The 13257-nt window shown below is 71.8% G+C and carries 13 protein-coding genes; 7 read left to right on the forward strand and 6 right to left on the reverse strand.

From position 1 onward, the window contains the following. The first annotated feature begins 44 nt into the window (after window positions 1-44). The gene (locus GA0070621_RS25565; protein WP_167667375.1) at window positions 45-1694 is read left to right on the forward strand and encodes an MDR family MFS transporter; all 1650 of its coding nucleotides are present in this window, start codon (window positions 45-47) and stop codon (window positions 1692-1694) included. 28 nt (window positions 1695-1722) lie between these two features. Here GA0070621_RS25565 and GA0070621_RS25570 read toward each other — a convergent pair whose 3' ends face one another. Continuing rightward, complete coding sequence (locus tag GA0070621_RS25570) at window positions 1723-2214, reverse strand: NUDIX domain-containing protein (RefSeq protein ID WP_091200521.1); 492 nt, start codon at window positions 2212-2214, stop codon at window positions 1723-1725. 83 nt (window positions 2215-2297) lie between these two features. On the opposite strand from GA0070621_RS25570, the gene GA0070621_RS25575 reads away from it, so the two are divergent. After that, on the forward strand, window positions 2298-3947 hold the full coding sequence (locus GA0070621_RS25575) for a fatty acid--CoA ligase (protein WP_091200523.1): 1650 nt from the start codon (window positions 2298-2300) through the stop codon (window positions 3945-3947). Window positions 3948-4135: 188 nt separating this feature from the next. Here the strand turns inward: GA0070621_RS25575 and GA0070621_RS25580 are convergent, their stop codons facing one another. From GA0070621_RS25580 to GA0070621_RS25595, 4 genes are all read right to left on the reverse strand, one after another. Next, complete coding sequence (locus GA0070621_RS25580) at window positions 4136-5149, reverse strand: NADPH:quinone reductase (RefSeq protein WP_091200525.1); 1014 nt, start codon at window positions 5147-5149, stop codon at window positions 4136-4138. A gap of 145 nt (window positions 5150-5294) precedes the next feature. Continuing rightward, complete coding sequence (locus GA0070621_RS25585) at window positions 5295-5948, reverse strand: HAD family hydrolase (RefSeq protein WP_091200527.1); 654 nt, start codon at window positions 5946-5948, stop codon at window positions 5295-5297. A 44-nt stretch (window positions 5949-5992) separates the two neighbouring features. Then, window positions 5993-6850, reverse strand: coding sequence for an SCO6745 family protein (locus GA0070621_RS25590; protein ID WP_091202850.1), 858 nt, complete (start codon window positions 6848-6850; stop codon window positions 5993-5995). Window positions 6851-6989: 139 nt separating this feature from the next. Then, the gene (locus GA0070621_RS25595; RefSeq protein ID WP_091200529.1) at window positions 6990-7658 is read right to left on the reverse strand and encodes an FKBP-type peptidyl-prolyl cis-trans isomerase; all 669 of its coding nucleotides are present in this window, start codon (window positions 7656-7658) and stop codon (window positions 6990-6992) included. 190 nt (window positions 7659-7848) lie between these two features. Between GA0070621_RS25595 and GA0070621_RS25600 the strand changes: the two genes are divergently transcribed. Beyond that, window positions 7849-8241 (forward strand): PPOX class F420-dependent oxidoreductase, encoded by a 393-nt coding sequence (locus tag GA0070621_RS25600; RefSeq protein WP_091200531.1) that lies wholly within the window; start codon window positions 7849-7851, stop codon window positions 8239-8241. A 128-nt stretch (window positions 8242-8369) separates the two neighbouring features. Then, window positions 8370-9338: a zinc metalloprotease gene (locus GA0070621_RS25605; protein WP_091200533.1), complete on the forward strand. Its 969-nt coding sequence runs from the start codon at window positions 8370-8372 to the stop codon at window positions 9336-9338. Window positions 9339-9398: 60 nt separating this feature from the next. Here GA0070621_RS25605 and ku read toward each other — a convergent pair whose 3' ends face one another. Beyond that, the gene (gene ku, locus GA0070621_RS25610; RefSeq protein WP_091200535.1) at window positions 9399-10454 is read right to left on the reverse strand and encodes a non-homologous end joining protein Ku; all 1056 of its coding nucleotides are present in this window, start codon (window positions 10452-10454) and stop codon (window positions 9399-9401) included. An 85-nt stretch (window positions 10455-10539) separates the two neighbouring features. Here ku and ligD (GA0070621_RS25615) point away from each other — a divergent pair, with 85 nt between their 5' ends. From ligD (GA0070621_RS25615) to GA0070621_RS25625, 3 genes are all read left to right on the forward strand, one after another. Beyond that, window positions 10540-11481: a non-homologous end-joining DNA ligase gene (ligD, locus tag GA0070621_RS25615; protein WP_091202851.1), complete on the forward strand. Its 942-nt coding sequence runs from the start codon at window positions 10540-10542 to the stop codon at window positions 11479-11481. Further along, window positions 11471-12382 (forward strand): non-homologous end-joining DNA ligase, encoded by a 912-nt coding sequence (gene ligD, locus GA0070621_RS25620; protein ID WP_091200537.1) that lies wholly within the window; start codon window positions 11471-11473, stop codon window positions 12380-12382. The genes ligD (GA0070621_RS25615) and ligD (GA0070621_RS25620) overlap by 11 nt, the downstream gene beginning before the upstream one ends. A gap of 101 nt (window positions 12383-12483) precedes the next feature. Beyond that, window positions 12484-13236, forward strand: coding sequence for a TIGR03089 family protein (locus GA0070621_RS25625; protein WP_091200539.1), 753 nt, complete (start codon window positions 12484-12486; stop codon window positions 13234-13236). Window positions 13237-13257: the final 21 nt, after the last annotated feature.

Genomic DNA, 13257 nt, shown 5'->3' on the forward strand with positions numbered 1-13257 from the left:
GTGGGAAAGCGGGCGCAATGACTGCCCAGGCCCACGGTCGTCCCGTGCTGAACGCCCGTCAGATCCGCCTGCTGATGTTCGGTCTGATGACCGGGATGCTGCTGGCGGCGCTGGACCAGACCATCGTCGGTACGGCGCTGCCCACGATCGTCGGTCAGCTGGGCGGGATCAACCACTACTCGTGGGTGGTCACCGCGTACCTGCTCGCCTCCACCGCCTCGACCCCGCTGTACGGCAAGATGGCCGACCTGCGCGGGCGTCGCCCGGTGTTCCTCTTCTCGATCGGCACGTTCCTGGTCGGCTCGCTGCTGGCCGGCCTGTCGCAGAACATGACCCAGCTGATCCTCACCCGGGGCGTGCAGGGGTTGGGCGCCGGTGGCCTGATGACGCTGGCCTTCACCATCATCTCGGACGTGGTCAGCCCCCGGGAGCGTGGCCGCTACCAGGGGCTCTTCGGCGCGGTGTTCGGCCTGTCCTCGGTGGCCGGCCCGCTGGTCGGCGGCTACTTCGCGCAGACCAACTGGCGCTGGATCTTCTACATCAACGTGCCGCTGGCGATTCTGGCCATCGTGGTGTGCTACCACGTCATGCGGTTGATCCCGTTCCAGCGGCGGCAGCACGCCATCGACTGGCTCGGGGCGTTGCTGCTCGTCGCCGGGGTGAGCAGCCTGCTCCTGGCGTTGAGCTGGGGCGGCACCCAGTACGCCTGGGGCTCCGGCGTGATCATCGGGCTGTTCGTGGCCGGGGCGGTGCTGGGCGTGCTCTTCGTCCTTCAGGAGGCCCGGGTGAGCGAGCCGATCCTGCCGCTGCGGCTGTTCCGCAGCGGCACGTTCGCGTTGGCCAACTCGGCGGGCTTCGTGCTCGGTCTGGTGATGTTCGGGTCGATCATCTTCATCCCGCTCTACCTTCAGATCGTCAAGGGCGCCTCGCCGACCCGTAGCGGTCTGCTGATGCTGCCGATGATGGCCGGCATCATCGTCACCTCGGTGCTGACCGGCCGGGCGATGAGCCGGATCGGGCGTTACAAGTGGTTCCCGGTGGCCGGCTCGGCGGTGCTGGTCGCCGGCATGCTGCTCTTCCGGCAGCTCCAGGTGGCCACCTCGGTCTGGGCGGCGTTCGGCTACATGGTGGTGATCGGCGTCGGGCTGGGCCTGTGCATGCAGTCGCTGATCCTCGCGGTGCAGAACGCGGTGGACCCGCGGGACCTGGGGGCCGGTACGTCGTCGGCGACCTTCTTCCGCTCGCTGGGCGGCTCGTTCGGCGTGGCGATCCTCGGCGCGGTGCTGTCGTCGCAGCTCACCGGGCAGCTCTCCAGCCGGCTGCCGGCCGCGATCGCGCAGCTTCCGCCGGCGGAGCAGGCGGCGGTGGCGGCCCGTGGCGGCACCAAGATCTCGATCAACGAACCGGCGACCATTCTCGCCCTGCCCGCCCCGGTCCGGTCCGCGATCCAGGCCGCGTTCGTCGAGTCGTTGCACCTGGTCTTCCTGACCACCGGGCTGATCGCCATCATCGCGGTGCTGGTCACCCTGGCCCTGCCGAACCACCAGCTGCGGGGCACCGGTCCGCAGGGCGCGACCGGCGGCGCGGACCCGCTCGGCGGGAAGGCCGCCGCGGCCGGCGGCAAGCCGCTGACCAAGGAGTCGAAGGATGAGGCCGCCGCCGACATGGAGTCGAAGTCGCAGACGATGCTCTGACCTGCCGGTCGCGCGGAGGCGCGGGGGGCTATTTGAGGATCAGGCGGTTGGTCTGCTCGAAGACGTCCAGGTCGGCGAGGGTCTCGGTGACGCTGATCGAGAGCGGGGTGGGCAGTTTCTCCCGGGGGAAGAAGCCGGCGTCGATGGTCTCGTCGGTCATCCGGAGCAGGTCCCCGTCCCACTCGTCGACCCGGAACGCGGTGGTGAAGATCTGGTACGTGTGGCCGTACATGTTGGTGTGGGTGCGGTCGGGGCCGGTGTAGAGGGCGAACGCGCTGACCCGCAGGGCGCGCAGGCCGGTCTCCTCGCGTACCTCCCGGACGGCGCAGTCGGCGATCGACTCGCCCAGCTCCATGGCGCCGGCCGGCATCGCCCACTGGCCGTTGTCCGAGCGCTGGATCAGCAGCACCCGGGCGGCGTTGTCCCGGACCACCGCTCGGGCCCCGACGAACATCAGGGTGCGGTCACCGGCCAGGGCGCGTAGCTGTCCCACGTATGAGTCCGCCCACGAGATGCTCACCCGGACAATCTACGCACCTTCCCCGGCCGGGTCGGCCGTTCCGGGGTTCCCCGAATGTGACGGACGCCACTAACTTGTTACCCATGCGTAGCACGATGATGGACATCCCGCTCCAGGTCGCCCGGATCCTCGAACACGGCTCGACGGTGCACGGCACGGCGGAGGTGGTCACCTGGACCGGCGTCGAGCCGCGCCGGATGACGTACGCCGAGGTCGGGCGGACCGCCGCCCGGCTGGCCCACGCGCTTCGCGACGAGTGCGGGGTGACCGGTGACGAGCGGGTCGCCACGTTCATGTGGAACAACAACGAGCACCTGGTGGCGTACTTCGCGGTGCCGAGCATGGGCGCGGTGCTGCACACCCTCAACATCCGGCTCTTCCCGGACCAGGTCGCCTACATCGCCAACCACGCCGAGGACCGGGTGGTGCTGGTCGACACCACGCTGATCCCGCTGCTCGCCCGGGTGATCGGGCAGATGGGCACGGTGCGGCACGTGGTGGTGGTCGGCGGCGGCGACCCGGCCCCGCTGGTGGCGGCGGCCGGCGACCGGATCGCCGTACACCACTGGGACGCGCTGCTGGCCGACCGCCCGGAGGTGTACGACTGGCCGGAGGTGGACGAGCGCGATGCCGCCGCCCTCTGCTACACCTCCGGAACCACCGGCAACCCCAAGGGGGTCGCCTACTCGCACCGCTCCATCTACCTGCACTCGCTCCAGGTCTGCCTGCCGGAGAGCTTCGGGCTCGGCCCGCGGGACCGTGAGCTGGCCATCGTGCCGATGTTCCACGCGATGTCCTGGGGCCTGCCGTACGCGGCGTTCCTCTCCGGCGCGTCGCTGATCATGCCGGACCGGTTCCTGCAGGCCGAGCCGATCGCCGCGATGATCGCCGCCGAGCGGCCCACGCTGGCCGGCGCGGTGCCGACCATCTGGACCGACCTGCTGGCCTACCTGGACAGCCACGACGTCGACACCTCCTCGCTCAAGGAGGTGATCGTCGGCGGTTCGGCCTGCCCGCCGGCGCTGATGCACGCCTTCCACGACCGGCACGGCATCGAGGTGATCCACGCCTGGGGCATGACCGAGATGTCGCCGCTGGGCTCCGTCTCCCGGGCGCCGGCCGGCGTGGCCGGCGAGACGGCCTGGCGCTACCGCTACACCCAGGGCCGCGTCCCGGCCGGGGTCGAGGCACGCGTCGTCGGCCCGCTGGGCGAGCCGCTGCCCGCCGACGGGACCTCCGTCGGCGAGCTGGAGGTCCGCGGGCCGTGGGTGACCGCCCGGTACGTCGGGGACGGGACCCCGGACGAGGAGAAGTTCCGGGACGGCTGGCTGCGTACCGGCGACGTGGGGACGCTTTCGCCGGACGGCTACCTCACGCTGACCGACCGGGCCAAGGACGTGATCAAGTCGGGCGGGGAGTGGATCTCATCGGTCGAGCTGGAGAACGCCCTGATGGCGCATCCGGCGGTGCTGGAGGCGTGCGTGGTGGGCGTACCGGACGAGCGCTGGGACGAGCGTCCGCTGGCGACCGTGGTGGTGCGGGCGGGCGCCTCGGTCAGCGCCGAGGAGCTGCGGGACTTCCTGGCGACGTCGGTGGCCCGCTGGCAGTTGCCCGAGCGTTGGGCGTTCATCGACGCGGTGCCGAAGACCAGCGTCGGAAAGTTCGACAAAAAGGTGGTGCGCTCCCGGTACGCGGAAGGCGGGTTGGAGGTACGCGAACTGACCGCGTCGTAACGTTTTCCGGCGTACCGTCGCCTGCACGGGTAGGGGGTGGTTCCCCGGAACGACTTCCCTCCCCAGAGGGCGGCCCCGGCGTTCGCACCGCGCCGGGGCCGCCCGTCCTTGCGGGGCGACCCGCACCGTCATTCTCGCGAAACTTGTTCGCCTCTGTCCTGGTGTCGGGAAAATCCGTTTTCTCCAGGTCAGGTCTCACTCGTGGTGATCAACACCTTGCCGACCGCCGAGTTCTCCACCGCCTGGTGCGCCGACCGGGCCGCCGACATCGGATGGTGGTGCAGCGGCAGCCCCGCCTCCGCGCCCACCCGGATCGCGCCCTGGGCCACCGCCGCCGCCACGTCGGTCACCGCCTGCGCCTTGGCCGCCTTCGGCGCCGTGTAGACCAGCACGAACTGCCAGCGGGCGTTCGGCACCATCAGCGGCCGGATCGGCAGGGTCACCTCGTTCCCGCCGTCGTCGGCGTACACGCAGACCGCGCCCCCGTTGCGCAGGATCTGCACGTCGGTGGCGGCGTTGCGGGCCGCGGAGACCTCGACGATCGTGTGCACCCCGTCGGGCGCGATCTTGCGGACCTCCTCGACCACGTCCTGCTCGCGATAGTTGATCACGTAGTTGGCCCCGGCCGCCGCCGCGAGCTGCGCCTTCTCCGGGCTGCTGACCGTGGTGATCACGCAGGCGTCGGCCCAGCGGGCGAGCTGGATCGCCGCGTTGCCCACCGCGCCCGCCCCGCCCTGCACCAGCACGACGTGGTCGCTCAGCGCGCCGGCGTGCAGCTTGTCCGGCATGAACTCGCCGGCGGTCAGGCAGCGGTGCGCGGTCATGAACGGGATGCCGAGGCAGGCGCCCAGGTCGAAGGAGGCCGAACCGAGGCGGACCGTGTGCCGGACCGGCACCACCGTGTACTCGGCGGCGGTGCCCCAGGGACGCTGCCAGGCAGCCTCCCAGAGCCACACCCGCGCGCCGATCAGGATCTGGTCGACACCCTCGCCGACCGCCTCGATCACCCCGGCGCCGTCCTGCCCGGGGATCTGCCAACCGGCCGGCAGCGGCCACTGGCGGCGGGCCTTCCAATCGGTCGGGTTCACCCCCGAGACAGCCATCCGCACCAGCACCTCGCCCGGGGCGGGCTCCGGCACCGGCCGGTCGACCAGCTCCAGCACCGACGGGTCGCCGGTGCGCTCGTACACGATCGCCTTCATCGCCGTCCCCTCACCGTCGCCACGTAACGGCTGCGCTACCCGGCCGTACCCCGGTCATGCCGGCCGACGCACAGGGGAAAACGTACAACGAGGTGATCGTCGGGAGGAGAGGTGTGAGCAGGGACATACCACCAGGGGTGGGCCGTCAGCCGAGTCGCGCCACCAGCTCCGGGGTGAGCGCCTCGATCGCCGGCAGCAGCGCCGCCGCCAGCGCCTCGGCGTCCGGATCCAGCGGGTACGACCCGTGCGGCACCGCCACCACCCGCATGCCGGCGGCGGCCGCGGAGCGGACCCCGTTCGACGAGTCCTCGACCGCCACGCACCGGCTCGGCTCCACGCCGAGCCGCGCGGCCACCGCCAGCCAGACATCCGGCGCGGGCTTGCCCCGGGCGGTCTCCTCCGTCGACAGGGTCGCGCCGAAGCAGTCGGCCAGGCCCGTCGCGTCCAGCGCCGCCGCGATCAGCTGGCTGGGGGAGGAACTGGCCAGCCCCAGCGGCCACCGCGCGGCCATCCGGCGCACCACCGCGTCGGCGTCGTCGATCAGCGGTACGTGCCGCGCGTACCGCCGGGTCATCTCGGCAACCACCTCGGTCGCGACCTGCCCGGCGTCGCGGTCGACGCCCAGCTCCCCGCTGAGATAGGCGGACCACTCGCCGGTGCTCATCCCCATCAGCCGGCGTTGGCTGTCCGGCTGCCAGGTTCCGCCGTGCGCGGCCACGTACGCCCGCCGGACCTCCTCCCAGACCGGCTCGGAGTCCACGATCACGCCGTCCAGGTCGAAGAGCACCGCGTCCACCACGTACCCATCCTGCCGGACGGCCCGCGCGGGCGCTGGCCGGCGGATCAGCGGGCCGGCGTCGCTGCGCCGCGTGCGGCGGTGCGCTGGGCGGGCAGGCCGATGGGGCTCTGCGGCGGGATGATCGTGCGGGCCCGGTCGGCGATCGGTTCGAGCAGCTCGCGCACCCGCGCCGTACGCTCCGCGCCCAGCACTCGCCACGGGCCGAGGGCGGCCCGGTCGGTGGCCTCCTCGACCGCCCGGAACGCCTCGGTGCCGTGCTCGGTCGGCGCCCGGTCGGCGGTCAGCCAGCCCTTCTCGACCAGGCGTTCCTCGGCGGCGGCCCACTCCTCGTCGGTCCAGCCGCGGGCCGACTGGTGGAACTCGCGGGACTGGTCGACCCGGCACCGCCAGGCCACCACCTCGACCGGATCCAGCCCGGTGGTGACCAGCGCCGCGACATGGCCGTCGCCCCGGTGCTCGCGCAGTGTGGTGGCGGCCTGCCAGAGCCGGGCCAGCGGATATTCCCCCCGGGGCAGCGCGGCGTTGGCCGCGCCGAGCACCCGGCCGGCCGTCTCCACCCGCCCGGCCGCCTCCTCCAGCAGCCCCGCCGCCTCGACCAGGTGCGCCTCGGGCAGCTCGTAGGTGAACTCGGCGAGCGCCTGCACGGCGCCGGTGAGCCGGGCCCGCAGCGCCTCCTCCGGGCTGGCCAGCCGCCACACCGAGGGCAGCGCCCGGGCCACCATCGCCGGCGCGAAGCTGTAGAACGCGGCCACCACCAGCGGAGCGGCGACCGGCCCGAGCGGGGCGGCCCGGCCGGCGAAGTAGCCCCGCCAGTAGCCACGCAGCCCGACGGCCTCGTACGCGGCCCGGGCCCGGGGGTGGAAATAGGTCACCGCGTGGACCGGCTCGAAATGCGTCCACATCAGCCGGGCCAGCCCGGGGTCGTCCAGCGCCGCCACGTGCACCTCCGCGTCGTTGGGCAGGTCCTCGCGGACGGGTGGACCGCCCGCGGTTGACCCGAACCTACTGCCGCAGGGTGACGGGAAGGAAGCCTGCTGTGACCTACTGCGCGGCAAGCACGTCAACGACGAAGCGCAGCGGCCCGCCCGGCCGGCCGTTCACCGACTCGTTGCCGTACGCCAGCTCGCCCGGGATGTCGAGCTGCACCCGGCTGCCCACCGGCACGCCGACCAGGCCCTGGTCCCAACCCGGGATGACCTGGCCCACGCCGATCCCGAAGGTGGCCGGCTGGCCCCGGTCCCAGGACGAGTCGAACTCCTTGCCGTCCTTGTAGAACACCCCGACGTAGTTGGTGGTGATCTGCTGGCCGGCCTTGACCGCCGGGCCCGTGCCCTTGATCAGGGTGGTGACGTTGAGCTTCTTCAGCTCGCCCGTGCCCGCGCCGACCTGCGGCTTGGTCTTCAGCGCCGGGTCGGCGTCCGCGGGCAGCTCGGCGGCGGGCGGGGCGGCCGGCTCGTCGTTGGGCGCGGGGGTGGCGGTGGCGTCGGCCGCGGAGCTGGCGTTGGGCTGCTTGTCATCACCCTGGTTCAGCCAGACGATGCCGCCGATCAACGCGGCGACGGCGAGGACACCGACAAAGGCACCCAGCATCGACTGCCGGCGGCGTTTCGCCTCGGCGGCCTTCTTCGCCGCCAGCTGCGCGGCCAGCCGCCGCTCCGCCTTCGTAGCCGGGCCCTGGCCCGCCGAACCGTTCTCCACGCGCTCGCTCACGTCGACTCCCCTGCTGGGTGGGTGGGTGCGGCCCGGCGGCCGCTGCCGAGGCCAGCGCACACGGTACCCGGCCGGACGCCGCCCGTGCTCCTACGCCCGGAGGAGTTCCGGACAGCCCGGCCCTCGTCGCGCGACAGCGGAAGTCGGTGACGAACGACGCCACCGGTGGCGGCGGAGTACGTTCACGACCATGGCGATCCTCACCGAAGAAGACCTGGCCCTGCTCTCCGAGCCGCAGCTCGCCCACGTGGCGACCATCGAGGCCGACGGCTCCCCGCACGTCACCCCGGTCTGGGTGGACACCGACGGCGAGCACATCCTGTTCAACACCGCCAAGGGCCGGCAGAAGCACATCAACATCGCCCGCAACCCGGCGATCGCGGTCTCCGTGGTCGACAAGGCGAACGACTTCCGCACGCTCTGGGTGAAGGGCACCGCAGAGCTGGTCACCGAGGGCGCCGACGAGCACATCGACCGGCTGGCGAAGAAGTACCTCGGGCAGGACACCTACCCGTTCCGCCAGCCCGGAGAGGAGCGCATCATCGTCCGCGTCACCCCCACCGAGAAGCTCGGCCGCGGCTGAGGGGTACCGCCTGGGGCTGTTGTCAACGTCAATGGCGTGTTCTCATACCGGAACGACGTCAGTGACCTCGTCGCGGCGATCTCGTCATCCCGCTCTGCGGCCATCCCCCGTGCGTGAGAGGTGCAACGATGCGCAGAAGACCCACGTTTCAACTGGCGGTCCTGACCGCCACCGCCGCGACGTTCCTGGCGGGCGGTGGCGGTGGAGCCTCCGCCGCGTTCGCCACGGCGTCGCCCGTGACCGCCTCCCCCGGTGTCGCGGCCTGTGAGCCGGGCGCCGGAGGGCACAGCGCGGCGCGGGTGAAGGAGGGCGCCGCCGCCCAGGAGCCGGAGCTGTACTCGACGAACGAGGCGAAAGCCTACGGCGTGATCAAGGATGCGCCCCGCCTGCCCGACGGCAGCGTCACCGTGCCCACGGTGTTCCACATGATCTCCGACCACCCGCTCAGCGCGGCGGAGACGAGCAGGTGGAACACCATGATCGCGGCGCAGATCACGGTGCTCAACGACTCGTTCGGGGGCCGTACGGCGGCGGACGCCTCCGACACGCCGTTCCGGTTCTCGCTCGTCGACACGACGTGGACGGTGAACAGCAGCTGGTACATGGTCGAGCCGGGCAAGAACGAGCGGGACATGAAGAAGGCGCTGTACACCGGCGACGCCCGCACCCTGAACGTGTACGCGGCGAACATCGGCGGCGGGCTCCTCGGCTGGGCGTACTTCCCGAAGGGCTACAACCACGGCCGGGACTACATCGACGGCGTGGTGATGCTGGACGAGTCGATGCCGGGTGGCACGGCGGGCAAGTACGCCCTGGGTGACACGCTGACGCACGAGGTCGGGCACTGGCTGATGCTGGAGCACACCTTCGCGCACGGGTGCTCCGCCTCGGGCGACTTCGTGGAGGACACTCCGCGGGAGGCGCACCCGCAGTTCAACTGCCCGGTCGGCGCGGACACCTGCGCCGCACCCGGCCTGGACCCGATCCACAACTTCATGGACTACACGCAGGACTCCTGCATGAACATGTTCACGCCCGGACAGGCGGACCGGATGAGCGACGCCTGGGTGGCGTTCCGCGCCGGTGGCGGCAAGTAACCAGAGCACGTGCGAGGGGGTTGACGGGCCGCGACCAGCGGCCCGTCAACCCCCTCGCCGTCAGGCGGTTCTGCGCGGGGCGGCCTTCTTCTCGGCCGCCTTCTTCGCGGGCGCCTTGGCGGCCTTCTTCTCGGCGGTCTTCCTGGCCGCCGCCTTCTTCGCCGGTTCGGCCTTCTTGGCGGCCTTCTTCGCCGGCTCGGCCTTCTTCGCCGGGGCCTTCTTCTCGGCCGCCTTCTTCGCCGGCGCCTTCGTCGTCTTCGCCGCCTTGGCCGCCTGCTGCGCCGACCGGGCCGAGGTGATCGGGGTCGGCTCGGCCGCCCCGCCCGTCGGCGCCTCGCCCCGGGCGACCCGGGCCCGCTCCACCGACGCCTTCAGCGCGGCCATCAGGTCCACCGCGGCGGCCGGCGCGGCCTCTTCCTCCTCCGGCTGGACCACCTCGCGGCCCTCGATCTTCGCGTCGATGACCTCCTGCAACGCCGCCCGGTAGTCGTCCGTGAAGGCGTCCGGCTCGAACTCGCCGGCCATCGAGTCGATCAGCGAGCTGGCCATGGCCAGCTCCGGGGGGCGGACCTTCAGGTCCTCGTCCAGAAAACCGAAGTCCGGGGTACGCACCTCGTCCGGCCAGAGCATCGTGTTGAGCAGCAGCACGCCCTCGCGTACCCGCAGGGTGGCCAACTGCTCCCGCTGGCGCAGGGCCACCTTGACGATCGCCACCCGCTCCGAGTCGGCCAGTGCGTCGCGCAGCAGCACGTACGGCTTGGTGGCCGAGCTCTCCGGCTCCAGGAAGTACGCCTTGTTGTAGAGGATCGGGTCGACCTGCTCGGCGGGGACGAACTCCAGCACGTCGATCGCCTTCGAGGTGGTCAGCGGCAGGTCGGCGAAGTCCTCGTCGGTGAGGATGACCATCTCGCCGCCGCCGATGTCGTACCCCTTGGCGATGTCGTCGTAGGTGACCTCCTCGCCGCAGACCGAGCAGGTGCGCTTGTAGCGGATGCGGCCGCCGTCCTCGCGGTGCACCTGGTGGAAGCGGATGTCCTTCTCCTCGGTGGCCGAGTAGACCTTCACCCCGATCGACACCAGGCCGAACGACACCGCTCCTTTCCAGATGGCCCGCATCCCGCGCTCCTCTCCCCGGTTCTGACCAGGATCGCAAACGATCGAACGACACGCACGCGCTTCCGTGTGCAACTACAGTCAGGAGGTGCCCGGCGCGCCGCTGAAGCCGATGCTCGCGATGACCGGGCAGCTCCCGGCCGGTGCCGGCTGGGCGTACGAGTTCAAGTGGGACGGGGTCCGCGCGCTCGCCGACGTCTCCTACGGCGACAAGCACCTGTACGCCCGCTCCGGCGTGGAGATCACCACCGCGTACCCCGAGTTGATCCCGCTCGCCGAGCAGGTCGACGACGCGCTGCTGGACGGCGAGGTGGTCCTCTTCAACGAGCTGGGGCAGCCGTCGTTCACCGCCCTCGCGGAGCGGATGCACGTCCGTAACCCGAGCAAGGCGGCCCGGCTGTCGGCCAGCATGCCCGTCACGTACATGATCTTCGACCTGCTCCGGTTGCGCGGCGAGGACCTGACCGGCCGCCCCTACCGGGAGCGGCGCGCGGCGCTGGAGTCGCTGGGGCTCGGCGCCGCCCGGTGGGCGGTGCCGCCCGCCTTCGCCGACGGCCCGGCCACCTTCGAGGCCGCCGGGGAGCACCGCCTTGAGGGCGTGATGGCCAAGCGGACCGACTCGGCCTACCGGCCCGGCGTCCGCTCCCCGGACTGGGTGAAGGTCAAACTGGAGGTGACCGGCGACTTCGTGGTCGGCGGCTGGCGGCCCGGCGCGCGCAAGGTCGGCGGCCTGCTGGTCGGGGTGCCCCGACCCGACGGGCGGCTCATCTTCCGGGGCCGGGTCGGCGGCGGGATCGGTGCGGCACTGGAACGCGAGCTGCTGCGCGAGCTGGAACCGCTGCGCACCGACGGGTCGCCGTTCGCCGGGGACGTGCCGCGCGAGGATGCCCGGGGCGCGATCTGGGTGACCCCACGGATCGTGGTGGAAATCAAGTACGGCCAGCGCACCCCCGACGGGCGGTTGCGCTTCCCTCGGATCCTGCGGCTGCGTCCCGACAAGCCTGTTGAGGAGGTCGAGGATGCCTGCTGACCGGCTCAGGGTGGACGTCGAGGGGCGCGCGCTGGAGCTGTCCAACCTGGACAAGATCCTCTATCCGAAGGCCGCCTTCACCAAGGGCGAGGTGATCGACTACTACACCCGAATCGCCCCGGCGCTGCTGCCACACCTGCGGGACCGCGCGCTCACCCGGATCCGCTACCCGAACGGCGTCGAGGGCGGCTCGTTCTTCGAGAAGAACGCCCCGGCCGCCACCCCCGGCTGGGTACGCACCGAGACGCTGCCCGCCCCCGGGTCGAGCAAGGGCCGGGAGACCATCGACTACGTGGTCGCCGACGACCTGCCCACCCTGGTCTGGCTGGCCAACCTCGCCGCCCTGGAGCTGCACACGCCGCAGTGGAAGATCGGCGAACATCCCGACATGATGGTGGTCGACCTGGACCCGGGCACCCCGGCCGCGCTGAAACAGTGCAGCCAGGTGGCGCTGCTCATGCGGGACCGGCTGGCCGACGACGGCGTCGGCTCCTACCCGAAGACCTCCGGCAAGAAGGGGATGCAGCTCTGCTGCCCGATCGCCGGCACCCAGTCCGCCGACGAGGTCTCCGCCTACGCGAGGCGGATCGCCCAGGAACTGGAGAAGGCGCACCCGAAGCTGATCGTGTCGAAGATGGCGAAGAACCTGCGCCCCGGCAAGGTCTTCATCGACTGGAGCCAGAACAACGCGGCGAAGACGACGGTGGCGCCGTACTCGCTGCGGGCGCAGGCGGTGCCGTCGGTGTCCACTCCGCTGACCTGGGACGAGGTTTCCGCCGGGGCGGCGGGCAAACGGCCGGCGACCAAGCCGTACACCGCTGGTGAGGTGCTCAAGCGGGTGGAACAGCAGGGCGACCTGCTCGCCCCTCTCCTCAACGGCGGCCCCGAGCTGCCGGTGTAGGGAAGGGCCCTTACCGAAACCGTCGAAGATCTGCGATACGGCGGGCGTGGGTGGGCGGATCAGGTGGATAGGGTGAGGCGATCCGGAGTGAGGAGAGCCTGATGGCCGGACAGACCGCCGTCGTTGCAGGGGTCGCGACCAGGGACGGCGAGCCGCCGCTGCTGACGTACCTCGACGACGCCACCGGTGAGCAGGTCGAGCTGACCGCGCCGCAACTCGGCGGCTGGGCGGCACGCAGCGCGGGCCTGCTGCGGAACGGTTGCGGGCTGGGCCCGGGCAGCCGGGTCGCGGTGCTGCTGCCGCCGCACTGGCGTACCGCCGCGGTGCTGATCGGCGCCTGGTCGGTCGGGATGGCGGTGTCGTTCCGGCCACGGGCCACCGCCGGGCTGCCGGTTCTCGAACCGGGCGGCGACCAGCCGTACGACGCGGTGTTCGTGACCCCGGAACGCCTCGACGACTGGCTGGAGGACGTGCCCGACGGGACGCACCGCTACCTCGTCGGCACCGGGCCCGGCCCGCTGGCCGACGTGCCCGTGGGCTGGCTCGACTGGTCCACCGAGGTGCTCCGGCACACCGACACGGTGCCCGACTACACCGCCGTCCGCCCGTGGGACCCGGCCAGCCCGGACGGCACCAGCTACGGCGACTGGCGGCGGCTCGCGACGGACGTCGCCGGACAGCTCGACCTGCGGGCCGGTGACCGGCTGCTGGTCGACGCGGCCGAGCACGAGCAGCCGCTGAAGTGGCTGCTCGCCCCGCTCGCCGCCGGCGCGTCTATGGTGATCTGCGCCAACCTCGATCCCGCCCGACGGGACGCCCGGATTGCCGCCGAGCAGCCCACCCGGGTCCTGTGAGTCGGCCGCGACCACCCGCCC

It is taken from the genome of Micromonospora narathiwatensis (genome assembly GCF_900089605.1).
GTDB classification, from domain to species: domain Bacteria; phylum Actinomycetota; class Actinomycetes; order Mycobacteriales; family Micromonosporaceae; genus Micromonospora; species Micromonospora narathiwatensis.